Origin of the sequence: Pseudomonas mendocina (assembly GCA_037482215.1) — a bacterium.
In the GTDB taxonomy this organism is placed as follows: domain Bacteria; phylum Pseudomonadota; class Gammaproteobacteria; order Pseudomonadales; family Pseudomonadaceae; genus Aquipseudomonas; species Aquipseudomonas mendocina_E.
The window spans coordinates 3,976,066-4,002,887 of the sequence record CP148074.1; the positions used below are offsets into that span (position 1 = coordinate 3,976,066).

Sequence of the window (26,822 nt, forward strand, 5' to 3'; positions counted from 1 at the left end):
CGTCGCAATGAGTGAATTGATTCGCGTCCCCGACATCGGCAGCGGTGAGGGTGAAGTCATTGAACTGTTCGTTAAGGTTGGCGACCGCATTGAGGCTGATCAAAGCCTGCTGACGCTGGAGTCGGACAAAGCGAGCATGGAAATCCCGGCCCCGAAAGCCGGTGTGATCACCGCACTGAAAGTCAAACTGGGCGACAAGCTCAAAGAAGGCGACGAGCTGCTTGAGCTGGAAGTCGAAGGCGACGCCCCAGCCGCAGCACCTGCAGCCGAAGCCCCGTCAGCCGCTCCGGCTGCTGAGCCAGCGCCAGCTGCTGCCCCTGCTCCGGCCCCAGCGGCCGCTGCCAGCAGCAGCGTGCAAGACATTCACGTCCCGGATATCGGCTCGGCGGGCACCGCCAAAGTCATCGAGATTCTGGTCAAGGCAGGCGACACCGTTGAGGTTGATCAGTCCCTGATCACCCTGGAGTCCGACAAAGCCAGCATGGAGATTCCGTCTCCAGCTGCGGGCGTAGTTGAGGAAGTGCTGGTCAAACTGGATGCCGACGTCGGCACCGGCGACCTGATCCTCAAGCTCAAAGTCGCAGGCGCTGCACCGGCCGCCGCCGAGCAACCAGCACCAGCCGCAGCAGCTCCGGCTCCTGCTCCAGCTGCCGCCGCCCCGGCTGCGGCTCCAGCCGCTGCTCCCAGCAGCAGCGTGCAGGACATCAACGTCCCGGATATCGGCTCAGCAGGCACCGCCAAAGTCATCGAGATTCTGGTTAAGGCAGGCGAAACCGTTGAGGTGGACCAGTCCCTGATCACCCTGGAGTCCGACAAAGCCAGCATGGAGATTCCGTCTCCAGCTGCAGGCGTAGTTGAAGAAGTGCTGGTCAAACTGGATGCCGACGTCGGCACCGGCGACCTCATCCTCAAACTCAAAGTCGCAGGCGCTGCACCGGCCGCCGCTCCGGCTGCTGCTGAACCCGCCAAGCGTGAAGTGCACCGCGTACCGGAAGGCGCAGCCCCGCACATCGCCGCCGAAGTTCGCGCGATTGCCGCCCTTTCAGCTGCTGCTGAAAACGCCGGCATCGCCAAGCGCGAAGGCGTCAAAGTGCACGCTGGCCCGGCTGTACGCCTGACCGCCCGCGAGTTTGGTGTCGACCTGGCAGACGTGACCGGCACAGGCCCTAAAGGCCGCATCCTCAAAGAGGACGTGCAGGCTTACGTCAAAGCAATGATGAGCAAGGCCAAGGCCGCGCCGGAAGCTGCTGCAGCCACTGGCGGCGCAGGCATTCCGCCGATCCCGACCGTGGACTTCAGCAAGTTCGGTGAAGTTGAAGAAGTACCGATGACCCGCCTGATGCAGGTCGGTGCCGCCAACCTGCACCGCAGCTGGCTCAACGTACCGCACGTAACCCAGTTCGACAGCGCCGACATCACTGAGCTGGAAGCTTTCCGCGTTGCGCAGAAAGCCGTGGCTGAAAAGGCTGGCGTCAAACTCACCGTACTGCCACTGCTGCTCAAAGCCTGTGCCTTCCTGCTCAAGGAACTGCCAGACTTCAACAGCTCACTGGCCCCAAGCGGCAAAGCGCTGATCCGCAAGAAATACGTACACCTCGGCTTCGCCGTGGATACTCCGGACGGTCTGCTGGTTCCGGTGATCAAAAACGTCGATCAGAAGAGCCTGCTGCAACTGGCTGCCGAAGCGGCTGAGCTGGCCGACAAGGCCCGTAACAAAAAGCTCTCAGCAGACGACATGCAAGGCGCTTGCTTCACCATCTCCAGCCTCGGCCACATCGGCGGCACCGGCTTTACGCCGATCGTCAACGCGCCGGAAGTGGCGATCCTCGGTGTCAGCAAAGCCACCATGCAACCGGTGTGGGACGGCAAAGCCTTCCAGCCACGCCTGATGCTGCCGCTGTCGCTGTCCTACGACCACCGCGTGATCAACGGCGCCGCCGCGGCCCGCTTCACCAAGCGCCTGGGCGATGTCCTAGCCGACATCCGCACCCTGCTGCTGTAACGCTTTCGAGCTGCCACGCTCGTTAACCTCAACCCCGCCAATTGGCGGGGTTTTTTTATGCTTGGGATTACCCACATGCCTGATAGCGTGCGGGCCATCTATGGCGAAAATCCATATCCAGAGCAGCTGAGTTACAGGAAAACCAACTTCTCAAGCAGCAAAAAAGTGACACCTCCTACAGCTCGGCACATTGTGTTAAACCTCAACGAAAAGAAAAAGTACTATGCATTTCCTGCGTATCTAAGGAGCATCACCATGAGCGGAAAACCGGCTGCTCGCCAAACGGACCCAACATCCTGTCCCCTGCCAGGCCATGGCATAAACCCAATCGCCACCGGCTCACCCAACGTACTTTTTGACAATCTACCGGCAGCACGCGAGACAGACAGCAGCGCTTGCGGTAGCCCTCTAGTTTCGGGTTTGTCCTCCACCGTATTCATCAATGGGTTGCGTGCCGCCAGCGTGGGCAGCAGCGGCGCTCATGGGAATACAGTCATCATGGGCTCTGGCACCGTGATCATTGGAGATAGCCACACTCCAGCGCCCTTCACAGCACCAGCGCCCCTTCAGTTCCAGAAAACTTACGCCCAAGTATTCAATATTGCCGATAGTGAAACTGGTGCTCCACTCACCTATCGGGAATTCATTGTAGTGGTAGATGGACGAAAAATATCTGGAGTGACGGATGCCAACGGTCTAGCCCACGTACAGGCTCCCTCAGCAGACTCGGTTATTTCATTACACGTCCCGTTCAAGTCCCCTCTACGTACGCTCACTGAGCTGTCTGAGGAGGTCCAATGAGCGGTAAATCTTTCGTGACAACAGCCCAAGCTCAAGAGGTGAAGGCTGAACAACCGCTCATTCCAGTAACAATCACCATTGATGACCGAGCCGCAACTCGAGAAGCAATCATCCGAAGAGTCCGCGCCTCGGGACGTCAATTTATCGAACGCTCTGAATGGGGAGCCCTCAAAGCAAAAGACGGGATGGAATCAGACTGGAACTATTCAATGATTGCTGTTCACCATGCCGGACGCAGTTATAGCTGTGCGAGTGGTGCAGACCAGATGAAAGACACTCAAGGAGAGCACCTTGATAGTAAATACGACGACATTGCCTATCACTTTGGCATTGATTGCAGCGGCGCTATTTATGAAGGCCGCGATATTCGCCTGAAAGGTGGCAGCGTTCGTGGATATAACACCGGTGTTATTGGGATTGTTTTCTTAAACAACCTGACCACGGCTGCCGAGGGTGATGACTTATGGGCAATGAGTCGTGAGGCCATTGAACGATTGGGTATCAATACAACAAACACAATCCCAACCAACCAAATAGATGCCGCCCACGAATTGATAAATACACTTAAAAGCGTTTTTCTGATTACCCAATTGGGCGGGCATCGTGAATACCCAGGGCAAGCAGCCGACGGAAAAATCTGCCCGGGGAATGTCGGGATGGAGTTTGTAATAAATATGAGGAAGGTTACCGGCTTGTTCCCGCCACCTAAACCACTATGAAAAAAATCATAATCATTGCTTTGATCATTATCGTTTTGTTATGCCTATGGTTGAACGTAGGCTTTTATAAAACGCACTTCGCTGAAGATAACCGATCTGTGTTGTTTATCAAAAAGCAGCCGACATTACAGTTTCAGTTCGAGAATATCTTCCTGACAGATGAGGATGACAAGGCGCTTGACCGGCTGAGCGACGAAGAAAAGGGGTTAGTAATCAACTACTGCAAGTACCGGCTAGGTATTAATACTGAGCTGAAAACGCAGGAAGAGTTGAATGCCTGCAAGAAGATGTAATTCCTCTCTGTAGATCACGAAAAATTCAGTTGTGACGTCAAGACAGGAATAACGGGGAATAACGGGACAGATTTATTTTCAGGCGAACACCCTTCTCCCTTATTGGGCAACAGGGCAGCTTTGGGCTGCTGCTTGCAAGGCCTTTGCGTAGTCCACGTAGGTCTCAGGGTTATAGGGTTCAGCAGTTACTTTGAAGCGGGATACGCCATCGTTGCCTATATTCTGGCGCACCCTCAACGCCCATAGCTCGGCATCATGTTTAACAATCATGTCAAAAACATAAGTCTTTAGATTGCTGCTTTCATTCAGACTGGAGTAAAGATAACGTAGATTTTCGTACCACCTTGGTAATGCAGTAATTTTTCTGACAACCTCACTGGCCAATATTTGTTCATCATCATTTAAACTATAAAGCCTATCCATGGTGAACTTCTCGGCTCGCTCTAGCTCCGCGACAGGCACCGGCAAGGGTTGACGACTAACTAAGCGACTATACTCACAATCAAAGACTCACTTGCCAGTTTTGACATATTCATCGGCATAAATAACCACGCCATTACCTAGATCAGTTTTGTAAACACTTGCCATCACTTTTACTTCGCAATTCACCGTAAACAGCAGTAACGGAACCCAAATAGCAGAGGCAGCCCAAAAGCATTTACTTCGGTATAAATTCAAAACAATCCAGCCTCTACGGAATGAATATTGATTACGGACTAAAACTGTGTCGCCCACAAAGAATCGGCCCCGCTTTCGCGGGCTAGGCTTAGCCAATCTGGATGATTAATTCACTGAGGTATCGGGCAGCTTTTAGCTGCCACTTGAAGCGCCTTAGCGTAGTCTACATAGATCGCATTATTGTAGGGTTCCGCCGTTATTTGGAAGCGAGATTGTCCATCATTACCTATGTGCTGGATGACACTCACTGCCCATTGCTGCCCATCTTTACTAGTAAGCATGTCAAACATATGGGTTTTGAGACTACTGTCTTCACCTAAGATAGAGTAAAGATAGCGAAGCTGTTTTTGCCACTGAGGTAATTTAGTAACACTTTCAATAACATCCCTCGCCAGCACCAATTCATCTTCAGTTAAGGGCGAGTCATATACGGCGATCTTATTATTTCCTTCTAGCTCTGCAATAAGGACTGAAAGGGGTTCCCGACTAATTAAACGGCTATACTTACAGTCGAATACCCAAACTCCTGTTTCGACATAATCATCGGCATAGATTACTACACCATTACCCAAGTCTTTTTTATGAACACTTGCAACTACTTTGATTTCGTAGTTCACCGCAACCAGCAGTAAAACTGCCAAGATGGCAAAGGCGATCCAAACCCATTGGCTTCGGTAAAAATTCAAAATGGCCTCCTGGCCCCTACAAATCATTCCTGATACGGGATGACACTGTGTCAGTTGCAAAGACATAGTCCGCACTCACGGGCTAGATCTATCCAATCAGGATAATAAAATCACTGGGGTACTGGGCAGCTTTTAGCCGCCGCCTGCAAGGCTTTTGCGTAGTCCACATAGGTCGCTGGGTCGTAGGGTTCAGCAGTTACTTTGAAGCGGGACACGCCATCATTGCCTATATTCTGCCGCACCCTCAATGCCCATTGCTGGCCAGCATGTTTAATAATCATGTCAAAAACATGAGTTCTAAGGTCGCTGTATTCATCTAGTACGGAGTAAAGATAACGCAGATTGTCGTACCACCTTGGCAATGCAGTAATAGCCTTAACAACCTCATCCGCCAGTTTTTGCTCACCATCATTTAACGCATAAACCCTATCTATAGGAAGTTCCTCAGCTCGCTCCAGTTCAGTAATAGGCGGCTGTAAGGAATCGCGACTAATCAAACGGCGGTATTTGCAGTCAAATACCCATTTCCCTGTTTTTACGTAGCCATCAGCATAAATTACTACGCCATTACCTAGGTCTTTTTTAAAGACACTTGTCATTACCTTTATTCCATAGCTTGCCGTAAGCAGCAATAAAGGGGCCAAGATGACAAAGCCAATCCAAAAAACTTTACTTCGGTAGAAATTCAAAGAAACCTCCTGGCACACCTATGGGGGTATCACCTGAGGCTACAGGGTTAATGGCTCCCATGCTTTGATACGTAAAATCGTACAATTCATCACTGTAGCTGCGCTCTTCTTTGAGCATGTTCCATTTCCTACACCACTCCACATTTGGCTCGGTGTTATTACTGATCTCGCACAGCTTACCAAGCTGCCGCTCTTCAACTGATCCCCAAGTGTTCTTGTAGTCAGAACGACGAATAAAAGCCCGTACCTTGATCTGCAAATGGTTGGCCAATAACTGCGCCAGACTCTCATTGGTTTGCGGGTAGAGTTGCAGCGCCTCCTCAATAAGGTAGTCAGGGGTATTGCCCATGCCAGTCCGGCAGGCATAGCTATCGATCTGTGCAGTGCTGGAAAAAGCCAACACCGAAATCTGCTTGTAGCTAAGAACATCCAATGACATTTGGCTGCTTTCCGGAAGCAGGTAGCCGAAGGCAACGCTTTGCGGGACGCCATGACTGAATAGTGAAAGGTGTTCGATGGGAGATTGCTTCCGATCTTGACCTTGGTTCAGGTAGTCGAAAAGCGCCTGTGCACTCGCGACTTCAACATATCCGGCCTCGTATGCTTGAGCAGATCCACGGGCAGCATTGAGCATCTCGGGGCTGTATCCAGGTGTAAAGACAATCAGTGTTCGTTTCAGGTCGGGCTTGTTGCGTTTAAATTCGGCCAGCTCACGTACTGCTTGTGCAATAAACATCATTTTATTACCTGAACTGCTGTCATGCTGACTCCCCGCTACTGCAATCAGTTCCGGAGTAATGGGTTCATTCTGTGTTGTGGGCGAATCTCCCGGCTTAACCAATGCTCCTGCCAGTAAGGCCCGCTGATTCAACTGCGGGTCGGCTAGCAGCTCAGCCATTACTTGATCATCCACCACACCATCCGGGCGGATCGCGCCGAGCTTTGCGAAGTTGATGATGCTTTGCGTAGCTCCACCGCCACACTGGAAGCCGCCGAAAGTATCCGTGCTGCCAGTCACAATGGTGCCGCCATGGCTGGTTGGGCTACCCAAATGAGCTAACGGCCGGTGATCAACGACAATGGACGGAAAACCTGTGGTGATAACCGCGCCACAGCCGCATACATCGCCCACACGGGCTGCGCCTAAAAAGTTGATTTGTGTATCGGGTGAAGCTGAAACGATTGGTGATGAGCCGTGGCCGAGCATCGGGCACACATGCATGTCACCGAGTCGAGCGGTGGGAGTCATGCCATTCCTTGGAAATGTCGCTTTATGCGGGCGCGCAATACTAGCCAGCATTAACCACTGATTGGCCCAGACACGTCCTGAATTGTGTTTTGAGGCACATTATTAGTGGCAAAGGGATCAACCTGCTGCTTGGATCAGCAGCAGGCGTAATCCGGGGAACGTTGACCACTGAAATGCGTTGAGCATCCTTGCATCTGCGCAAGACCAAAAACCGGAAGGCGGAAACGCTTTGCGGTTCCGTCCTACTGGCTAACTACGCACCCTCACCCTTTCTGCAAATTCCGAATCAAATAACTCAACGCCTTGGCCAGCTCACTCGCGCCGCTATGGTCACGGACGATTGTGAGCAGCGTGCTGCTACTGTCGCCCGGTGTGCGGAGGGTGCAGGTGATGCCGGAGTTTGGGCATTCGTAGCGGACGAAGGGGTCTACGCCGAAGAGTGGGACGACGCGGTTGCTGACGGACAGGGTGTGGTTTTGCGGGTCGCGTTTTTCTTCGCGCAGGAGCAGTTCGCCGCTGTCGCCTTCGCGCAGTTGGTAGGAGAGGTCTTCGCGTTTGGCCTGGCCGACTTGGTAGCCCGCAGTGAGTGCGTAGGTTTTGAGCAATTGATTGCAGTGGGCGAGCAGCGCCTGGCGTTCGTTTTGGGTTTGGTAGGTGCGTTTGAGTTCTTGCAGGTATTGGCCTTGTTCGCTGCTGCTAAGGATGGGCCCAGGATCGGTGGCAAAGGCCAGTGGCGCGGCCAGCCAGCAACTCAGGATTAACGCCGATAGTCGCGATCTTGTCAGTCGTGGTTGCATGATGCACCTTTGCTCGTAGGCTATTGCTGTTATTGGGTTCATCTGGCCCGGCAGCTTACTGCAAGTTGCAGGTTTATTGAAAAGCCGCCAGTTGCCCTCATTTATCCGATGCCGATTTCTTATTACAGCCGCTCACGTTGTTGGCCCGGCTGTTCCGCCATTCAAGGACACCGCTATGGTTCTGCGCTCACAGATTCTTACTGAAAAAAGCCACCTGCCCACCCCGGAGCAGGCGCTGCCCGGCCGCGCCGATGCCATGCCTGTTCCCGAGCAGCATTACGTCAACGGCAATCCCCTGAAAGGGCCGTTCCCAGAGCATCTGCAACAGGCAGTGTTTGGCCTGGGTTGTTTCTGGGGCGCGGAGCGGCGCTTCTGGCAACAACCGGGAGTATGGACCACAGCAGTAGGCTATGCCGGTGGTTTTACGCCCAACCCGACTTATGAGGAAACCTGCTCAGGCCTGACCGGCCACACCGAGGTGGTGCTGGTGGTGTTTGATCCGCAGGTGATCAGCTATGAAGATTTGCTCAAGCTGTTCTGGGAGGTGCACAACCCGACTCAGGGCATGCGTCAGGGCAACGACATCGGCACCCAGTACCGCTCGGCTATTTATTGCACAACGGACGAACAACTGGCCGCCGCCGAAGCCAGCCGCGAGCAGTTCCAGCAAGCACTGGAGGCTCAAGGTTTTGGGGCGATCACCACGGAAATCCAAATGGCGCCGACCTTCTATTACGCCGAGGCTTATCACCAGCAGTATCTGGCGAAAAACCCCGGCGGCTATTGCGGTCTGCGTGGCACGGGCGTGTGCTTACCTGCCTGAGTCTGGAATAACGTCTGTGTGCCTTGACCGGCAAACTTTTGCCGGTCAAGGCAAGAGCCTCCCAGATAGCCATCTGAAAAAAGCACCCTTGTACCCAATTAAGTGACAAGTAAGGCTTCACCACCCAACAGCGCCACTATTTTGCCTTCACATGATTGCCTTAAATCACTGTCACTCTCTTTTTTGAGCGCTTTGGCCTGTTTAATGCTTTCAAGCCATCCAGCTCATATTGAAACCAATTCGACATTGGATATCAGTTCAAAAGGAGTTTGACATGCATATCTCTGCCTTAATCAAAACCTTCGCACCAGTATTGCTATGTGTTGCTACATCCGCTGCGTTCGCAGATGGAGCCTACGTCAGCGACAAAGTGTTAGAGACAATAAACCGCCCCAACACTTGGTTTAGAACTGACTTTCCCATTGTTGGCCCATCCCTGCCATCCAACGCAAGGGTTAATTCAGTTAGTTGGAGGTATGACGTAGGCAGCATACCGGCTGGAGGTACATTACAGGCTCAGATTTGCCATGGAACAGCCCAAGCTTGCCATGACATTTCTACAAGCAGATCTGGCACAACAGATGTTTTCAAAAGCAAACCGGCATCTACCCCGTTTTTTATGCAATATCGAATAAACCGAACGTCCTCTTTTCCACCCGTAAGTGGGAAAGCTGCACAAGTAATCATTAACTGGGGCCAGTGATCTGACGGATTGATGCTCTGGCAATCTGAAGGTAATCCCACGAGCAAGGAGATGCAGAAATGGGCATTACGGATATTGGCGCATATTTAACGAGAACCGGCACAGTTATAAGCAAGCCGAGCATAGGCACTTCAGCCACACTCAAAATTGCTAGTCCTGCTCAAGCTGGGGCATCACCGAGCATAGAAGTGTCACTGTCCCCACAAGGGCAATTTCTGGCAAGTGGTGATCTGCCCGGTTGGATTGGCGAGCGTCTTGAATTCCTGCGCAGCGATCCGGATCAGACCTCGGCGATGAAATGGGTGGAGTCGCTGGCCACAGGTCAGGGGGGCGGGTTGATTTCCAACGGGCCTAACTCGGACGGTGTTAACGATGTTTACTGGGCAGCAACAGGTGAACCAGTGACACCTGAAAGCAAAGCCCGAGTGGAAAGAATTAGCTTACAGATTCAGCAGGCAACCACCGCGATTTACCAAAACCTGCGGGCTGAAGGTAAATCAGCGGCGGATATATTTGCCAGTATCAGCCAGTACATGAGCACCCAGCCGAAAGACTATCTGGAGATCAATAACTGGTATCGTCCAACCTACGCTACGGCCTAAATTCAGGCTACGTCAGCAGGCTCAAACGTATGGGTTTGAGCCGCTTTCCACATGCGTGAGTAGAACTCGCCTGAGACTTCCCCGGTGAGCAATTCACCGGGTTTCAGGAACACGTGCAGCTGCGAGTAGAGTTTGATCTCACTGGCAGACATGCGACGCACCAGGTGCTTGGCTTCGATCTGTTCCGGGTGCTGTAGGCCTGCGGCGGCAAGCATTTCGGCCAACGCCTTGAGGGTGTTGGTGTGGAAGCTGTAGACGCGCTCGGCCTTGTCCGGCACTACCAGCGCGCGCTGGCGCAGCTCATCCTGAGTGGCGACGCCGGTCGGGCATTTGTTGGTGTGGCAGGACTGGCTCTGGATGCAGCCGATGGCGAACATAAAGCCGCGCGCTGAGTTGGCCCAGTCGGCACCCAGTGCCATAACGCTGGCGAGGTCGAAGGCGCTGACGATCTTACCGCTGGCGCCAATACGAATTTTGTCGCGCAGGCCGACTCCGACCAGGGTGTTATGCACAAACAGCAGGCCTTCACGCAGGGGCACGCCGATGTGGTCGGTGAATTCCAGCGGCGCCGCGCCGGTGCCGCCTTCTTTACCGTCCACCACGATAAAGTCCGGGAGGATGCCGGTTTCCAGCATAGCCTTGGCGATGCCCATAAACTCCCACGGATGCCCCAGGCAGAACTTGAAGCCGACTGGCTTGCCATCGGACAGCTCACGCAGGCGCTGAACGAATTGCAGCAGCTCAGTGGGGTTGGAGAACTCGGAGTGGCTGGCTGGGGAAACGCAATCCTGCCCCATCGGGACGCCACGGGTGCTGGCGATTTCAGCGGTGATCTTATGCTTGGGCAGGATGCCGCCGTGGCCCGGTTTGGCGCCTTGGCTGAGTTTGATTTCGATCATCTTCACTTGCGGGTCAGCAGCTTGCTCGGCAAAGCGCTTGGGATCGAAACGGCCGTCTTCGGTACGGCAACCGAAATAACCACTGCCCAGCTCCCACACCAGATCACCACCGTTTTCACGGTGATACGGGCTGATGCTGCCTTCGCCAGTGTCGTGGTAGAAGCCGCCCATTTTCGCGCCACGGTTAAGGGCGCGGATGGCGTTGGCGCTGAGCGAGCCAAAACTCATGGCGGAGATGTTGAAGACAGAGGCCGAATACGGATGCTTGCACTGCGGGCCGCCGATGGTGATGCGGAAAGTAGCCGGATCACAATGAACAGCCGGTGCCATGGAGTGGCCAATAAACTCGAAGCCGTTCTCATAGACATCAGTCAGCGTACCGAAGGCTTTTTCCGAACTCTGCTTTTTAGCGCGGGCATATACCAGCGAGCGCTGGGCACGGGAGAACGGCAGTTGTTCTTTGTCGCTCTCGAGCAAGTATTGGCGAATTTCCGGGCGAATCGCTTCGATCATGTAGCGAAAGTGGCCAAGAATCGGATAGTTACGCAGAACAGCATGACGAGTCTGGAGCAGATCTCGCACACCCACCAAGCTCAGTACCGCTGTGATCAAGGTCACCAACCACAGCCACTCATGGCTGCCCAGAAACGGCAGGCTGAGTAGGGTGAAAATGATGCAGAAACCAAGAAAGGCATAGCGGTTCAACAAAGAGAAACTCATACAGACTCCTAAGTACTCGGCTCATCAGGTTTGCTCCGGCACGCAGGCCCTCCCCTTGGGCACAACGCTTGCCACAACTTCGCTGGTTGTGGCTAATCAAACCGAAACGGTGCGCCAACAGGCTTCAGCCGGATGGCGCAACACAGCTTGGGCCTGAGTTAATGGCGTTGGTTCAACAGGAACGGCATAACATTTATGGCTGCGGGACAGTCGCCCACTCAAAGCGCGCACTGCCCACCTGAACGCAGATGCTGGGCATGGCTTATAGCGGAGCACGCCGTCGCCGCCACAGCTGTTGGGGAAACTATAGGCAGTCTTACCTCTTTGTGCCGCCCGATTACTCGGCAATCAGCCAATCGAGGCGCCAGTCGCCGTGAGTCTGCCCGAGCAGTTTGGCCAGCCATGGCAGCACTTCGCGCAGCTCATCTTCAAGGCCCCATGGTGCATTGCTGATGACCAGGCCCGAGCCATTCAGGCGCTGGGCGTCGTCAGCCGGATGCACAAACAGCTCGACGCGCAGCAGCTTGGGCGCGCTGCTTTTTTCCAGATCGCTGTAAAAGCGCTTGAGCTGGCGCAGGTCTTTGATCGGGTACCAGACAGCAACGATGGCCTGGCGCATGCGGCCAATGGCTTCGTTAAGGGACTCAACGCAGCGTTGCAGCTCATCGGCCTGCTCAAAGGGCGGGTCGATCAGCATCAGCATGCGCTTTTCACGGGTTGGCAGCAGCGCCCGAGCCACATACCAGCCCTCGCCCCGATGCACGGCCACGCGCGGGTCGCGGGCCATATTTTCTTTAAGCAAGGCGCCGTCTTCGGGGTGTTTTTCGTTCAGTTGCAGGCGGTCTTGCTCGCGGCACAGGCGCCGGGCCAGTTCTGGCGAGCCAGGGTAATGACGCAGCACGCCGTCTTTATTCATGCGGCGGACGATGTTCAGGTAATCCTGCAGGGCTGCTGGCACGTCTTCGGCCTGCCACAGTCGGCTGATCCCTTGCAGGTATTCGCCCGTGCGGCTGGCCTGATCGCCCAATAAGTCGTACAGGCCAACGCCCGCATGGCTGTCGAGGTAGGCAAACGGCGCCTCTTTGCGCGACAGCAGGCGAATAATGCTACTAAGAACGTAGTGTTTGAGTACGTCGGCATGGTTACCGGCGTGGAAGGCGTGGCGGTAGTTCATTGGGCAGGCTCCTGTGGCCCCATAGTTTACCCGCTTGGATTAGAATTCCGCAGCCGCAACGCGCCTTCCTTCTTATTCAACCTGCACAAGCAGGGGCTGGAGTGACGACTGATGAGCCTGAAAGACCTGCTGCAAATCGACATTCCATTGATCCAGGCGCCGATGGCCGGTGTGCAACTGCACGAACTGGCGGCAGCCGTTTCCAATGTGGGGGCATTGGGCTCCCTACCCTGCGCGATGCTGGATGCAACAGGGCTTGAGCAAGAGCTGATGGCACTGCACAGCAGGACCGACAAGCCATTCAACCTCAACTTTTTCTGCCACACGCCCGCCCATGCGGACGCCGAGCGTGAGGCGCAATGGCGCGCTGCGCTGGCGCCCTACTACGCCGAACTGGGCATCGACCCGGCGAGCATTCCCAGCGGGCCGTGGCGTCAGCCGTTCAGTACAGAGCTGGCGGAAGTGCTGGAGCGTTTTAAGCCTGCAGTGGTGAGTTTCCACTTCGGTCTGCCTGCGCCGGAGCTGTTGCAGCGCGTCAAAGCCACCGGAGCCAAAGTGCTCAGCTCGGCAACCACGGTTGAAGAGGCGATCTGGCTCGAACAACACGGTGCCGACGCCATCATCGCTCAGGGCCTTGAGGCCGGTGGTCATCGTGGCATGTTCCTGAGTGAGGACATCACCACCCAACTCGGCACCTTCGCCCTGCTGCCGCAAGTGGTGGCCGCCGTACAGGTGCCGGTGATTGCCGCGGGCGGCATTGCCGATGCGCAAGGCGTGCGCGCCGCGATGAGCCTCGGCGCCAGTGGAGTGCAGATCGGCACCGCTTACCTGTGCACCCCACAGGCCAGCACCAGCGCGATCCACCGTGCCGCGCTGCAAAGCCCGGCAGCACGCCATACCGCCCTGACCAATCTGTTCAGTGGCCGCCCGGCGCGCGGCATCGTCAATCGGGTGATGCGTGAGTTGGGGCCGATCAGCAAGGTGGCGCCGGGCTTCCCGCTGGCAACCGCTGCCATTACGCCGCTGCGCAGCAAAGCCGAAAGCCAGGGCAGCGGCGACTTCACCCCCTTGTGGTCAGGCCAGAACGCCAGCGGCTGTAAAGACGTTGATGCCGCGCAACTGACGCTGGAACTGGCTCAAGGCTTCACGTACTGATCGCGTATCACGCTTATTGATGATGCTGGGAGGGCTCGGCCAGTCTGTTTAGACTCCACGGATTGATTGTGGAGGAACCCATGTCCGAGACCCTGCTCTGCTCACGTAACCTGGCGTTTGAACTGTACGAAGTGCTCGACGCCGAAAGCCTGACACAGCGCGAGCGTTACGCCGACCACAGCTGCGAAACCTTTGACGCGGCCCTCAGCACAGCCCGCAGCATCGCGGAAAATCTGTTTGCCCCGCACAACCGCAAAAACGATGAGCACGAGCCGCAATATGTGGACGGCGCAGCGGTGTTGATTCCGGAAGTAAAGCCTGCGGTGGACGCCTTCCTTGAGGCGGGCTTCCTCAACGCCACCCGTGACTTTGAGGTCGGTGGCATGCAGTTACCGACGTTGCTGTCACAAGCGTGCTTTGCCCATTTTCAGTCGGCCAACGCGGCCACCACGTCTTACCCGTTTTTGACCATGGGCGCGGCCAACCTGATCGAGAACTTCGGCAGCGAAGAACAAAAGCAGCGCTTTCTCCAGCCGATGATCGAGGGCCGCTTCTTCGGCACCATGGCGCTGACAGAGCCCCATGCAGGCTCGTCTCTCTCCGATATCCGTACCCGTGCTGAACCGGCAGCGGACGGCACCTACCGCCTCAAGGGCAACAAGATTTTTATCTCCGGTGGTGATCATCCGCTGTCGGAGAACATCATCCATCTGGTGTTGGCCAAGCTGCCCGATGCACCGGCAGGCGTTAAGGGCATCAGTCTGTTTATCGTGCCGAAGTTTCTGGTGAATGAAGATGGCAGCCTCGGCCCGCGCAACGACGTAACCTTGGCCGGGCTGTTCCACAAAATGGGCTGGCGCGGCACCACCTCCACCGCGCTGAATTTCGGTGATAACGGCGAGTGCGTCGGCTATCTGGTGGGCAAGGCGCACCATGGCCTGTCTTATATGTTCCAGATGATGAACGAAGCGCGCATTGGTGTCGGCACCGGCGCGGCGATGCTCGGTTATGCCGGCTATCTGTACTCGCTGGAGTACGCCCGCCAGCGCCCACAAGGGCGCCAGCCAGATGGCAAAGACCCGGCAGCACCGCAAATCGCGATCATCGAACACGCCGACGTGAAGCGCATGCTGCTGGCGCAGAAAGCGTATGTGGAGGGAGCGTTTGACCTGTGTCTGTATGCCGCCCGACTGTTCGACGACACACAGACCTTGCCTGAGCCCGAGCAACGCGCCAGCGCCCTGGAGCTGCTGGATTTGCTCACGCCTATCGTCAAATCCTGGCCCTCGGAGTTCTGCCTCAAGGCTAACGAGCTGGCGATCCAGATTCTCGGCGGCCACGGCTACACCCGCGAATACCCGGTGGAGCAGTATTACCGCGACAACCGCCTCAACCCGATTCACGAAGGCACCCATGGCATCCAGTCCCTCGACCTGCTCGGGCGCAAAGTCACTCAGAACGGCGGTGCAGCGCTGAAGCAACTGGTTAAGCTGATCCAGAATTGTTGCCACCGTGCAGAAGCCTACGAATCCCTGACCGCCCTGCGTCAGCCACTGGAGCAACACCTGTCGCGCCTGAGCAACGTCACCCTGGCGCTGATCGGTGACTTAATGAGCGGCAAGATCAGGCAAGGCCTGGCCAATTCGGCGCTTTACCTGAAGGTGTTTGGCCATGCGGTGATTGCGTGGCGCTGGCTGGAGCAGGCAATTCACGCGACTGAGGGCCTCGCTAACGGCAGCCCAGCCGACGCAGACTTTTACCAAGGCAAGTTGCAGGCTGCCCGCTACTTCCTGACTTGGGAACTCCCCGCCTGCCAGCACGAACTAAGCCTGCTTGAAGCCCGTGACGACACCTGCCTGAACATGCAAGACGGATGGTTCTGAAGCTCGGCGGGCGCCGAATGGAGGCGCCCGCCACTTACTTGAAACAACTGGAAAAAAACCTGTGGAAACACTCAGTTGTGTTTTTTTCCAGACGAATAAACGTCACACCGGCTAGAATCAACTGTTGCATTCGGCGCTAAACCTGTATAGCGCCAGTAGATTTTTGTCCGGGAGTAGACGATTTGGATGCCAGTGCTATCAACAACCTGTTTCTGATTGGTGCACTGTTGGTTGCGCTCAGCATTCTGGTCAGCCCACTCTCGAACAAGGTCGGCGTCCCGATTCTGGTGATCTTCCTCGGTGTCGGCATGCTTGCTGGCGTCGATGGTATCGGCGGCATCGTGTTCGACGATTACTCCCTCGCCTATCTGGTCAGTAACCTTGCACTGGCAGTCATCCTGCTCGACGGCGGTATGCGCACCCGCGCCGCCACCTTCCGTGTAGCCCTTTGGCCTGCGCTATCCCTGGCCACGCTGGGCGTGGTGTTAACCGCAGGCTTGACCGGCATTGCCGCTGCCTGGCTGTTCAACCTGTCGCTTATCGAAGGCTTGTTGATTGGCGCCATCGTTGGCTCTACCGACGCAGCCGTGGTGTTTAACCTGCTCAACGGCAAAGGCTTGAACGAGCGGGTCGGCTCGACACTGGAGATTGAATCAGGCAGTAACGACCCGATGGCGATGTTCCTCACCGTGACGCTGATCGCGATGATTGCAGCCGGTGAAAACAGCTTTAGCTTCAAGATCCTCACCAGCCTGTTTGAGCAGTTCGGCATCGGTATCGCCCTGGGTCTGGCGGGCGGCTGGCTATTGCTGCAGCTGATTAACCGCCTGAGCGTAGCCGACGGCCTCTACCCGCTGCTGGCAGTGGCGGGTGGCATCATGATTTACGCCATTTCCGGCGCAATCGGCGGTAGCGGCATCCTCGCCGTGTATGTGTGCGGTTTGGTGCTGGGCAACCGCCCAATCCGCAACCGCCACGGCATTCTGCACATGTTCGATGGCCTGGCCTGGCTCAGCCAGATCGGCATGTTCCTGGTTCTCGGCCTGCTGCTGACGCCGAGCGAGTTGTGGCCGATTGCGGTGCCTGCACTGCTGCTGTCACTGTGGATGATTCTGTTTGCGCGGCCGCTGGCGGTGTTCATTGGCCTACTGCCGTTCAAGGGCTTCAATCTGCGCGAGCGCACCTTTATTTCCTGGATCGGCCTGCGTGGCGCGGTACCGGTCATTCTTGCGGTGTTCCCGCTGATGGCCGGCCTTGAGAACGCCCAGCTGTTCTTCAACGTGGCGTTCTTTATTGTGCTGGTTTCCCTGCTCCTGCAAGGCACCACCCTGAGCTGGGCTGCGCGCAAAGCACGGGTTGAAGTACCGCCGATTCCGTCACCGATCTCCCGCGCCGGACTGGAGGTTCACGTGACCAGCCAGTGGGAGCTGTTTGTGTACCACCTGGGGCCGGAAAAGTGGTGCATCGGCGCCCAGCTGAGGGAGCTGAAAATGCCCGAGGGCACCCGTATCGCCGCCTTGTTCCGCAACAAAGAACTGCTGCACCCCTCGGGCAGTAGCACCTTGGAAGAAGGCGATATTCTCTGCGTAATCGGCCACGAGCGTGATTTGCCTGCGCTGGGCCAGCTGTTCAGCGAACCACCAAAACGGGCGCAAGACCTGCGCTTCTTCGGTGACTTCGTGCTTGAAGGCGATGCAGAACTGGCCGCAATCGCCGCCCTGTATGGCCTGAAGCTTAATGAAGAGGCCGAGTACAGCACCCTCGCCCGCTTCATTGCAGCAGAGATTGGTGGCGAGCCCGTAATCGGTGACCAAGTGGAATGGCAAGGCCTGACCTGGACCGTGGCCACCATGGAAGGGAACAAGATTCGCAAGGTGGGCGTCAGATTTCCCGAAGGCAACCGCCCCGGCCCTGCTCTGATGCTCTGATTTACGACAACATGGCACAGATAACAGGCAGCGAATTTGTGGCTGCCTGTTAAACTCAGCTCACCTTTCGGGTCCTGTGATAATTGCCATGACGTCGCTTCGTTTCCTTCTGCCTTGCCTCCTTCTAAGTCTTGCCCTGAACGCGTTTACCGCTCAGGCCGCTGAAATTCCCAAAGCTGAAAACATTCAGAGCAGTCTTGACCAGTTGGCCGAGCGCAAACTGCCCGAAGCCGAGCAGGCGGCGGCTAAGCAAGCGCTGGAAAAAACCCTGGCACTGTTGACTGAACGTGACGACATCCTCAAACGTCTATCAGCCCTTGAGGAACAACTGAGTAAAGCGCCTAGCCAAATCCGTGAAGCTCAACGGGAGCTGGAGCAGCTGCAAAGTACCAAGCCTGTGAACGTGCGCCAGCAGTTTGCAGACAGCTCGCTGGCCTCTCTGGAGCTGCGCCTGGCCGAGCGCAATGCACAGCTCGGGGACTGGCAACAGCTACTGATCGAAGCCAACAGCCAGCTGATTTCCAGCAAGACCCGGCCTGAGCGCACCCAAACAGAACTGAGCAACGATCAGGCTCGCTCACAAGCCATCATGGTCAGTCTGAAAACCGAGCGCGATGCGGGCAAACCACTGACCCGTGAACGCCGTGACCAGCTTCTGGCGGAATTGGCCATGCTGGAAGCCAAAACCCGTGTGAGCCGTCAGGAACTGGCTGGAAACACCCAGCTACAAGACCTCAGCAATAGCCGTCGTGCCTTGCTGGAAGAGCGTATTGCCCGCGTCCTTGTGGAGTTGCAGGACCTGCAAAGCCTGATCAACGACAAGCGCCATGATATCTCTGAACAGACCCTGGCCGAGCAATCGGACGAGGTGAAAAAGGCCGGCAAGGACAACCTGCTGGCCCAGGAAAGCAGCCGTAACCTAAAACTCTCTGACCAGTTGCTGCAAGTCACCGAGCGCCTCAACCGCCTCACCCATAAAAACCTAGAAACCAAGCAGCAGCTGGATAACCTGAGCCAAAGTGATCAAGCCCTAGAAGAGCAGATCAATGTGCTGCAGGGCAGCCTGTTGTTGTCCCGCATTCTCTACACCCAGCAGCTGTCGTTGCCGCAATTGCGGCTGGACGGCAACCTGACCGAGCAAATTGCCGACCTACGTCTGAATCAATTTGAACTGGGGCAACACCGCGAGGAAATCTCCAACCCGGAACAATATGTCGACAAGTTGCTAGCCAAGTCAGGCGATGAGGCAGTGAGCCAGAACAACGAGCTGCGCGACAAGCTGATTGTCATCATCAACAGTCGTCTGGAGCTGATTGATCAGCTCAACCGTGAACTTAACGCCCTGCTCAATGAGTCCATTACCCTGCAACTTAACCAGAAACAGTTGCAGAACACGGCCGACACCCTGCGCAAAACGCTGGATGAGCAGATGTTCTGGATCCCCAGCAATAAGCCACTGGATCTGGAATGGCTGAAGAGCGCACCACATCGCCTTGAACAGCAGTTCATGGAAATGCCCTGGGGCGCCAATATCCAGCAATTAATCAGCGGGCTGACCAGCCGCCCGCTGATCTTCCTGCCACTGCTGTTGTTAATTGGTCTGCTGCTGTGGAAACGCACCTACCTGCAACGCAAGCTGGATGAACTGCATCAAGACATTGGCCATTACAAGAACGACAGCCAGTTGCATACGCCGCTAGCCATTACCCTGAACCTTCTGCTGGCCCTGCCAGGCACACTGTTCCTCGCGCTGTGCGGCTATGCCTTGGAGCTGGACGCTCAGGGCCAGAACGCAAATCTGAGCTTGGCGTTCTATCAAATGGCCGAGGCTTGGCTGTTGTTTTACACCCTGTACCGCATTCTCTGCCCCAGCGGAGTGGCTGAGCTGCACTTCCGCTGGGCCAGACCAAACGTCGCTTACCTGCAACGCTATGTGAAGTTGCTGGGCTTAGTGGTGTTGGCAATGGTGGCGGTAGTCAGCATTGCCGAACATCAACCAGCCATGCTGGCAGATGATGTCATTGGTATCGCGATCATGCTGATCGGTCTTGCGCTGATGACCTGGCTGATGGGCCGTTTGTTGCTAGCAGGCCCGCTGCGCGAACACGGTACTCGCATCACTCTGCTGGTGGGTTTCGCCTTCACTGCCACGCCTGTCATCCTGATTTTTGCTATCGGCTTCGGCTATTACTACACCTCGCTGAAGTTAACCGATCGCCTGATCGACACCCTGTATCTGCTGATCATTTGGCTGATCCTCGACAGCGGCTTTGCCCGTGGTTTGGCGGTTGCAGCCCGTCGCCTGGCCTACCAGCGTGTGCTGGCTAAGCGTCAGGCGCAAATCAAGGAAGCCGAAGACGGCACCGAGATTCCAGCTGAAGAACCCAAACTCGATATCGAACAGATCAACCAACAGTCCCAACGCATGATTCGTCTGGCACTGCTGGGCTGCTTTATTGGGGCGCTGTACCTGATCTGGGCCGACCTGCTCAGCGTGCTGACCTACTTGGATGGTTTCGTGCTCTACGAATACACCAGTGGCGCCGGCGCCGAAGTCTCCATGGTGCCAATGAGCGTACTGGATGTGCTCGGCGCGCTGCTGGTTTCCGCCATCACCATCATCATGGCGCGCAACCTGCCGGGCTTGCTTGAGGTTTTGGTGTTGTCGCGCATGTCGTTGGCACAAGGCAGCGCCTATGCCACCACCACACTGCTGTCCTACGCCATCGCCGGTCTGGGCATCGCCAGCACCCTGTCGATCCTTGGGGTGAGCTGGGACAAACTGCAATGGCTGGTCGCCGCCCTCTCCGTCGGTATCGGTTTCGGTATGCAGGCGATCTTCGCCAACTTTATCTCCGGCCTGATCCTGCTGTTCGAGCGCCCGATCCGCATTGGTGACACCGTCACCATTGGCACGGTAACTGGCACCGTTAACCGCATCCACATTCGCGCGACGCACATCACCGACAGTGACCGTAAAGCCGTGGTGGTGCCTAACCAGATCCTGCTGACCAGCCAGCTGATTAACTGGACCCTGACTGACACAGTCACCCGTGTGGTGCTGACTTTCAGCGTCAGCCGTGGTGCCGATCTGGATCAGGTTAAGGAACTGCTCCTGCAAGCCGCTCAGGAAAACTCCCGCGTACTGCGCGAACCTGCACCGTCAGCGCAACTGACGCTGTATGGCTCAAGCCAAAACTTTGAGCTGAAAATTTACGTGCGCGAGCTGGGTGACCGCAGCCTCGCCACAGACGAGCTGAACCGCCGGATAGACCAGCTGTTCTCTGAAAATGGCATTAACCTCTCCAGCCCGTCGAAAGTGGAAGTGACCTTGGCCAACAACCAAGGCCAAACCCACAAGCTGGAGGAATTCATTGAGCAACAGGCCGAAAACCGGACCTGATTGGCCACCGCCCGGCCATGCACCGGGCGGGTTTAACTGACTTGCGCGCTGGAGACCAGCAGTGAAAGACATCGACGAGCTGATCTTCGATAACCGCTTCGCCCGCCTGGGTGATGAATTTTCGACCTATGTGCTGCCGGAGCCCATAGAGAACCCGCGCTTGGTGGTCGCCAGTACCGATGCAATGGCGCTGATCGACCTCGACCCGGCGGAAGTTGAAAATGAGCTGTTCACGCAGATATTCAGTGGCCACAAGCTGTGGGCTGAAGCAGCGCCTCGGGCGATGGTCTACTCCGGCCACCAGTTTGGCGGCTACACAGCACGGCTAGGCGATGGCCGCGGCCTGCTGCTGGGTGAAGTAGTTAACGATGCCGGCCAGTATTGGGATTTGCACCTCAAGGGCGCCGGGCTGACCCCGTACTCCCGCATGGGGGATGGCCGGGCCGTGCTGCGCAGCTCCATTCGCGAGTTCCTCGCCAGTGAGCACCTGCATGCGCTGGGTTTCCCAACCTCCCGGGCAATGTGCGTGGTGGGCTCCGACACCCCCGTGTGGCGGGAGAAGCAGGAACGTGCGGCGATGCTACTGCGCATGGCGCCCAGCCATATCCGCTTCGGCCACTTTGAATACTTCTATTACACCCGCCAGCATGAGCTGCTGAAACAACTGGCGGATTACGTGCTGAGTAACCACTATGCGCCGTGCCAGAGCCAGGACAAACCCTATCTGGCTATGTTCAGGCAGGTGATTGAGCGCAACGCGGAAATGATCGCCTACTGGCAGGCCTATGGTTTCTGCCATGGCGTGATGAACACCGACAATATGTCGATTCTGGGCATCACCTTCGACTTTGGCCCTTACGCTTTCCTCGACGACTTTGACGCCAACCACATCTGCAATCACTCTGACGACAGTGGCCGTTACAGCTTCAGCAACCAGGTGCCGATTGCCCACTGGAACCTCAGCGCACTGGGGCAAGCCTTGGTGCCGCTGATTGAGATCGACGACCTGCGCGAAGCCCTTGGTTTGTTCCTGCCGTTGTATCAGGCCCATTACCTCGACCTGATGCGCCGCCGCCTCGGCTTCGTTGCCGCAGAAGATGGTGACGAGGCAGTTGTGCAGCGCCTGTTGCAACTGATGCAAGGCGGCGCGGTGGATTACACCCGTTTCTTCCGCGAATTGGGTGATACGCCTGCCGCAGACGCGGTGGCGCGCTTGCGTGATGATTTTATCGACATCAAAGGCTTCGACGCCTGGGCTGCTGATTACGTCAGCCGCAGTCAGCGTGAAGGGGATGATCAGGTCGCACGTAAGGCGCGTATGCACGCAGCCAACCCGAAATACATCCTGCGTAATTACCTTGCGCAGCAAGCCATTGAGGCAGCCGAGCAAGGCGACTACGGCCCGGTGCGGGAGCTGCACCAGGTGCTGTCGAAACCGTTCGACGAACAACCCGGTTTCGAGCGCTACGCCGAGCGCCCGCCTGAGTGGGGCAAGCATCTGGAGATTAGCTGTTCGTCGTAACCGATGGTGGGTAAGCCTTCGGCCTTACCCACCCTACAAAACTACAACTCCTGAGTATTCGCGGTTGTGTGGACGCCACCCGAATCCCCGTCAGTAGGCCAAACGCAGGTGCTGCGCAGGGGGCGAGCCGCATGGATGCGGCGAGAGCCATAAAGGGCCATGGACGGCCCTTGTATGGCGACCCCGGAGCAGTGCCGGAGTGCGGGAAGTTTCGCGCAGCGAAACCCGGATGTCGGGGTGCATTTCTTTTGCTTACTTTTCTTTGTGCAAGCAAAGAAAAGTAAGGCGTCCGTAAGGGACGCAACCCGGAAATGCAGGCAACTCGGTGCTGATAGTTATGTCCGTTCGCTCGGCTGGCCTGGCGTGTCAGGACTTGAGAATGGGTTTCGCCCTTTCCGGGCGAGCCACTTTGTCTTGACAAAGTTGGCCAAACCGCTTGTCCCGTCATACGGCCCTACGCTCCGCTGCGGGTTCGTGCCCAGAATCACCACTCCAGAGGCGCGTCACGAAGGGCCGTCCATGGCCCATCGCGACTCTCGCGGCATCCATGCCGCTCAACCTCTTCCACGGTAATTCTGGTCACCCTCCTGAAGGGACAATTGCGTCGCCCCTGATACATTCACCTGACTCAAAATCTGAAAAACTCCTACTGCCACCCGAGTTACGTCCAGATTTCACTCCCGCAACACCCACTCCACGCCCACCCCCACATGTAGCTCGGTGCTGTCCACCAGCGGTAACGCTGCATGGCTTCCTTCCAGCAGCATACCGATCTCGGTACAACCCAGAATTGCGGCCTGAGCGCCCTGTGCTTTCAGCTCATCCACAGCGGCCAGATAGAAATCACGGGAGGCCGGTAGGCACTGTCCTTGGCATAGCTCGGCAAAAATCACCCGGTCGATTTCGCCCATTTGCGCCACCGACGGCGTGATCACTTCGATCCCAAAGCGTTCCTGCAAACGCAGCCGGTAGAAGTCTTCCTGCATGGTGAAGCGCGTCCCGAGCAGTGCGGCACGACTGACACCTTGAGCCTGCAACGCCTGCCCCACGGCATCGCCAATGTGCAGCAACGGGATATCCACAGCGGACTCTATTGCCGCCGCAACCTTGTGCATGGTGTTGGTAGCCAACAGTAATGCAGTCGCGCCAGCCCGTTGCAGGCCCAATGCCGCATTGGCCAAAAGCTCACCGGCAGCCTGCCAGTCCCCACTGCGTTGCAGAGCCGCCACTTCGGCGAAATCCACCGAATGAATCAGCAAAGGCGCTGAATGCAGCCCACCTCGCGTATCACGAATCGCCTGATTCAACAGTCCATAGTAAGTGGCCGTGGACTCCCAGCTCATACCGCCCAATATGCCCAGTGTGTGCATTGTCTCTCCCTGCTAACTAACGCCCCAAGCCATCACGGCGCGGGCTATGCAGATAAAGCCTATTGGGCTGGGCAGAATAGACATAGCCACAGCTGGCGACTGAAACAGGCGAACAGCTTATCTGTTAAACCGAAAAGCTATATAAACCTTCCCAAACATTCTTAGACCATATAAACAAAGGCGTTTATCCTCGCCGCCTGTTTTTCGCCCTGTTCTACCACCCTCTGTCAGGCGCGCCTGTTGTTATGAAAATCCGCAATCTCGACCTCAGCCAAAGCCCGCTCAATGAAGAGCATGAGGCGCTGGGGTTACCTCCTGTTGAAGACTTCGTCACCCATCCTGACAACCATCCTGTACTGCGAGCGGCTGTGTGGCTTGCTGCGCTGATCATGATCGGCCTGCTGTCGTTTCTGGCTTGGCGTTTATTTTTTGGTGAAAACGGCGGCCATAGCGGCCTTGAAATCATCGAAGACACTCTGCACAGCTCGGCGTTTTGGAGTGCGGTTGCCGTTGGCTTCCTCGCCCAAGTGGTTGATGGCGCACTGGGCATGGCCTACGGCATCACGGCGACCAGTTTTCTGCTGACTGCCGGTGCATCACCAGCAGCGGCCAGTGCCAGCGTGCACATTGCTGAAGTGTTCACCACCGGCCTTTCAGGTATCTCCCACGCCAAGCTGGGCAATGTGAATAAGTCACTGTTCCTGCGCCTGCTGCTGCCGGGCATGATCGGTGCAATTTTGGGTGCGGTGCTGATCACCACGTTCGACGGCGAGGTGATGAAGCCCTTTATCTCCGCCTACCTGCTGATCATGGGCTTGTACATCCTGCGCAAGGCCTATCGTCATGCGCAGCAACAGCGTAAAGAGCCCAAGCACGTAGCCAAGCTGGCCATGTTCGGTGGTTTTGTCGATGCTGCCGGTGGCGGTGGCTGGGGCCCGGTTGTAACCAGCAGCCTGCTGGGTTCGGGTAGTGATCCGCGCACCACGATTGGCTCTGTTAACTTCGCTGAGTTCTTCCTGACCATCACCAGTGCGGCGTCCTTCATCATGCTCGCGGGCGAGCCTGCAACCTGGCAAATGGTGGCGGGCTTGGTGCTCGGCGGTATGTTCGCTGCGCCGTTCGCCGCACTGTTGTGCAAACACTTGCCAGCCCGTGTGCTGATGACAATTGTGGGCTGCCTGATCACCGCGATCAGTGCCTTCAACATCTTCCAGGCGCTGAATTAAGCCGGGCGATCGCTATAAGCCTCAGTCAAAACGTTCTAGTAAAAGAGCCGGTTCATTGCTTTTGCGCATTGACCGGCTCTTTGCCATTAGCGATGCTGCGATTTTTCTTAACTGCCACAGTAAAGGAACACGCGCATGAAACTGGAAACCCTGGCCATCCACGCCGGTTACAGCCCAGATCCAACAACAAAAGCGGTTGCAGTCCCGATTTACCAGACCAGTTCATTCGCCTTTGACGACACCCAGCACGGCGCCGACCTGTTCGACCTGAAGGTCGCAGGCAATATCTACAGCCGCATCATGAACCCCACCAACGCCGTGCTTGAAGAGCGCGTCGCTGCCCTTGAAGGCGGTGTTGCAGCGCTGGCTGTAGCCTCTGGCATGGCCGCCATCACCTACGCAATTCAGACCGTAGCTGAAGCCGGCGACAACATTGTCTCCGTGGCCAAACTTTACGGCGGCACCTACAACCTGCTGGCCCATACCCTGCCACGCATCGGCATCGAAACCCGCTTTGCCTCCCACGACGATATCGCCGGGCTGGAAGCACTGATCGACGACAAAACCAAAGCCGTTTACTGCGAATCCATCGGCAACCCGGCGGGCAACATCGTTGACCTGCAAGCCCTGGCCGACGCCGCTCACCGTCATGGCGTACCGCTGATTGTGGATAACACCGTGGCCACGCCAATTCTGTGCCGCCCGTTCGAACACGGCGCGGACATCGTCGTGCACTCGCTGACCAAGTACATTGGCGGCCACGGCACCAGTATCGGCGGCATTGTGGTCGACTCCGGCAAGTTCCCGTGGGCCGAGAACAAAGAACGCTTCCCGCTGCTGAACACACCGGACCCGTCCTACCACGGTGTGACCTACACCGAAGCCTTCGGCCCGGCAGCCTTTATCGGCCGTTGCCGCGTGGTGCCACTGCGTAACACCGGCGCGGCACTGTCGCCGTTCAACGCCTTCCTGATCCTGCAAGGCTTGGAAACCCTGGCCCTGCGCATGGAGCGTCACACCGAGAACGCCCTGAAAGTCGCCCACTACCTGCAAAACCACCCGCAAGTCGCGTGGGTGAAATACGCTGGTCTGCCGGATCATCCAGAGCATGAACTGGCTCAACGCTACACCGGCGGTAAACCAGCGGCGATTCTGTCGTTCGGCATTAAAGGCGGCCAGGAAGCTGGCGCACGCTTTATTGATGCACTGAAGCTGGTAGTACGCCTGGTCAACATCGGCGACGCGAAGTCCCTGGCCTGCCACCCAGCCTCGACCACGCACCGCCAGCTCAATGATGAAGAGCTGGAAAAAGCCGGCGTTCCCCGCGACATGGTGCGCCTGTCGATCGGTATCGAGCACAGCGACGACATCATCGCTGACCTGGAGCAGGCGCTGGAAGCGTCTAAGTAAAGCCTGCATTAGTGCCTTGTGAAGTTGGTTTAATCCACAGGGCACAGCTTGCGCACTTGATATCCGAGTAAAAGACTCCAGATTAAGGCT

General features: G+C 56.5%; 21 protein-coding genes. 13 read left to right on the forward strand and 8 right to left on the reverse strand.

From position 1 onward, the window contains the following. Positions 1–7: 7 nt before the first annotated feature. From aceF to WG219_18460, 4 genes are all read left to right on the forward strand, one after another. Complete coding sequence (gene aceF, locus WG219_18445; GenBank protein ID WXL25260.1) at positions 8–2,002, forward strand: dihydrolipoyllysine-residue acetyltransferase; 1,995 nt, start codon at positions 8–10, stop codon at positions 2,000–2,002. Between the two features lie 255 nt (positions 2,003–2,257). Then, on the forward strand, positions 2,258–2,803 hold the full coding sequence (locus WG219_18450) for a PAAR domain-containing protein (GenBank protein WXL28040.1): 546 nt from the start codon (positions 2,258–2,260) through the stop codon (positions 2,801–2,803). After that, on the forward strand, positions 2,800–3,522 hold the full coding sequence (locus WG219_18455) for an N-acetylmuramoyl-L-alanine amidase (protein ID WXL25261.1): 723 nt from the start codon (positions 2,800–2,802) through the stop codon (positions 3,520–3,522). The genes WG219_18450 and WG219_18455 overlap by 4 nt, the downstream gene beginning before the upstream one ends. Before the next feature lie 98 nt (positions 3,523–3,620). Then, entirely contained in the window at positions 3,621–3,815 is a 195-nt protein-coding gene (locus WG219_18460) for a hypothetical protein (protein WXL25262.1), read from the forward strand. A 99-nt stretch (positions 3,816–3,914) separates the two neighbouring features. Here the strand turns inward: WG219_18460 and WG219_18465 are convergent, their stop codons facing one another. The 5 genes from WG219_18465 to WG219_18485 all read right to left on the reverse strand — a co-directional run bounded on the left by WG219_18465 (position 3,915) and on the right by WG219_18485 (position 7,914). Then, a complete protein-coding gene (locus tag WG219_18465) occupies positions 3,915–4,238 on the reverse strand; it encodes a hypothetical protein (protein WXL25263.1) in 324 nt (107 codons plus the stop codon). 365 nt (positions 4,239–4,603) lie between these two features. Continuing rightward, positions 4,604–5,245: a hypothetical protein gene (locus WG219_18470; GenBank protein ID WXL25264.1), complete on the reverse strand. Its 642-nt coding sequence runs from the start codon at positions 5,243–5,245 to the stop codon at positions 4,604–4,606. A gap of 44 nt (positions 5,246–5,289) precedes the next feature. Next, a complete protein-coding gene (locus WG219_18475; protein ID WXL25265.1) occupies positions 5,290–5,868 on the reverse strand; it encodes a hypothetical protein in 579 nt (192 codons plus the stop codon). Then, positions 5,849–7,117 (reverse strand): PAAR domain-containing protein, encoded by a 1,269-nt coding sequence (locus WG219_18480; GenBank protein ID WXL28041.1) that lies wholly within the window; start codon positions 7,115–7,117, stop codon positions 5,849–5,851. Before WG219_18480 ends, WG219_18475 begins: the two co-directional genes overlap by 20 nt. 263 nt (positions 7,118–7,380) lie before the next feature. Further along, on the reverse strand, positions 7,381–7,914 hold the full coding sequence (locus WG219_18485; protein WXL25266.1) for a hypothetical protein: 534 nt from the start codon (positions 7,912–7,914) through the stop codon (positions 7,381–7,383). Between the two features lie 175 nt (positions 7,915–8,089). Between WG219_18485 and msrA the strand changes: the two genes are divergently transcribed. Further along, positions 8,090–8,737, forward strand: coding sequence for a peptide-methionine (S)-S-oxide reductase MsrA (msrA, locus tag WG219_18490; protein ID WXL25267.1), 648 nt, complete (start codon positions 8,090–8,092; stop codon positions 8,735–8,737). A gap of 762 nt (positions 8,738–9,499) precedes the next feature. After that, positions 9,500–10,042 (forward strand): hypothetical protein, encoded by a 543-nt coding sequence (locus WG219_18495; protein ID WXL25268.1) that lies wholly within the window; start codon positions 9,500–9,502, stop codon positions 10,040–10,042. 2 nt (positions 10,043–10,044) lie between these two features. Here WG219_18495 and WG219_18500 read toward each other — a convergent pair whose 3' ends face one another. Both WG219_18500 and WG219_18505 read right to left on the reverse strand, forming a co-directional pair. Further along, positions 10,045–11,661, reverse strand: coding sequence for an FMN-binding glutamate synthase family protein (locus WG219_18500; protein ID WXL25269.1), 1,617 nt, complete (start codon positions 11,659–11,661; stop codon positions 10,045–10,047). 337 nt (positions 11,662–11,998) lie between these two features. After that, the gene (locus WG219_18505; protein ID WXL25270.1) at positions 11,999–12,835 is read right to left on the reverse strand and encodes a 23S rRNA (adenine(2030)-N(6))-methyltransferase RlmJ; all 837 of its coding nucleotides are present in this window, start codon (positions 12,833–12,835) and stop codon (positions 11,999–12,001) included. A 111-nt stretch (positions 12,836–12,946) separates the two neighbouring features. Between WG219_18505 and WG219_18510 the strand changes: the two genes are divergently transcribed. The 5 genes from WG219_18510 to WG219_18530 all read left to right on the forward strand — a co-directional run bounded on the left by WG219_18510 (position 12,947) and on the right by WG219_18530 (position 22,726). Then, positions 12,947–13,990: a nitronate monooxygenase gene (locus tag WG219_18510; GenBank protein ID WXL25271.1), complete on the forward strand. Its 1,044-nt coding sequence runs from the start codon at positions 12,947–12,949 to the stop codon at positions 13,988–13,990. Between the two features lie 80 nt (positions 13,991–14,070). Then, positions 14,071–15,873, forward strand: a complete 1,803-nt coding sequence (locus tag WG219_18515) for an acyl-CoA dehydrogenase (GenBank protein ID WXL25272.1) — start codon at positions 14,071–14,073, stop codon at positions 15,871–15,873. Positions 15,874–16,055: 182 nt separating this feature from the next. Beyond that, positions 16,056–17,801 (forward strand): potassium/proton antiporter, encoded by a 1,746-nt coding sequence (locus WG219_18520; GenBank protein ID WXL25273.1) that lies wholly within the window; start codon positions 16,056–16,058, stop codon positions 17,799–17,801. Positions 17,802–17,889: 88 nt separating this feature from the next. Then, positions 17,890–21,204: a mechanosensitive channel MscK gene (gene mscK, locus WG219_18525; protein ID WXL25274.1), complete on the forward strand. Its 3,315-nt coding sequence runs from the start codon at positions 17,890–17,892 to the stop codon at positions 21,202–21,204. A gap of 61 nt (positions 21,205–21,265) precedes the next feature. Further along, positions 21,266–22,726, forward strand: a complete 1,461-nt coding sequence (locus WG219_18530) for a YdiU family protein (protein WXL25275.1) — start codon at positions 21,266–21,268, stop codon at positions 22,724–22,726. Positions 22,727–23,400: 674 nt separating this feature from the next. Here WG219_18530 and WG219_18535 read toward each other — a convergent pair. Further along, complete coding sequence (locus WG219_18535) at positions 23,401–24,096, reverse strand: aspartate/glutamate racemase family protein (GenBank protein ID WXL25276.1); 696 nt, start codon at positions 24,094–24,096, stop codon at positions 23,401–23,403. A 245-nt stretch (positions 24,097–24,341) separates the two neighbouring features. On the opposite strand from WG219_18535, the gene WG219_18540 reads away from it, so the two are divergent. Further along, positions 24,342–25,322: a sulfite exporter TauE/SafE family protein gene (locus WG219_18540; protein ID WXL25277.1), complete on the forward strand. Its 981-nt coding sequence runs from the start codon at positions 24,342–24,344 to the stop codon at positions 25,320–25,322. A 135-nt stretch (positions 25,323–25,457) separates the two neighbouring features. After that, positions 25,458–26,732, forward strand: a complete 1,275-nt coding sequence (locus WG219_18545) for a bifunctional O-acetylhomoserine aminocarboxypropyltransferase/cysteine synthase (GenBank protein WXL25278.1) — start codon at positions 25,458–25,460, stop codon at positions 26,730–26,732. Positions 26,733–26,822: the final 90 nt, after the last annotated feature.